The organism is Paraburkholderia sp. SIMBA_053, from assembly GCF_046534895.1.
GTDB lineage: Bacteria > Pseudomonadota > Gammaproteobacteria > Burkholderiales > Burkholderiaceae > Paraburkholderia > Paraburkholderia caledonica.
The window spans coordinates 1-258 of record NZ_JAWRXU010001046.1; the positions used below are offsets into that span (position 1 = coordinate 1).

The following is a 258-nucleotide window of genomic DNA, read 5'->3' on the forward strand; positions in this document are numbered from 1 at the left end:
CTGTCAGCCGACACGGCACACCCTCCGATCAAGCCCACCGACGCGAGCAGTGCAACGATTCCCCACCATCTCCGCATCAGTCGATCCTCACATAGTGCGGCTCATAGTCCGAAGCATCGATCCCATCGATCGCAATGCTGGAGTATCCACCCGTGACGTACTCATTCGGAGCCCAACTGATCGCCTCGCCGCCGGTGATGACCTCGACGATGTTGTGAAACGCGGTCGACCGCGGATTGAGCACGGAGCTGTGACTCT

General features: G+C 59.7%; 1 protein-coding gene. It reads right to left on the reverse strand.

Translation table 11 applies throughout. From position 1 onward, the window contains the following. Nucleotides 1-76 precede the first annotated feature (76 nt). On the reverse strand, nt 77-258 hold a 182-nt coding region (locus SB753_RS38815; RefSeq protein ID WP_410805382.1), incomplete at its 5' end, for a hypothetical protein.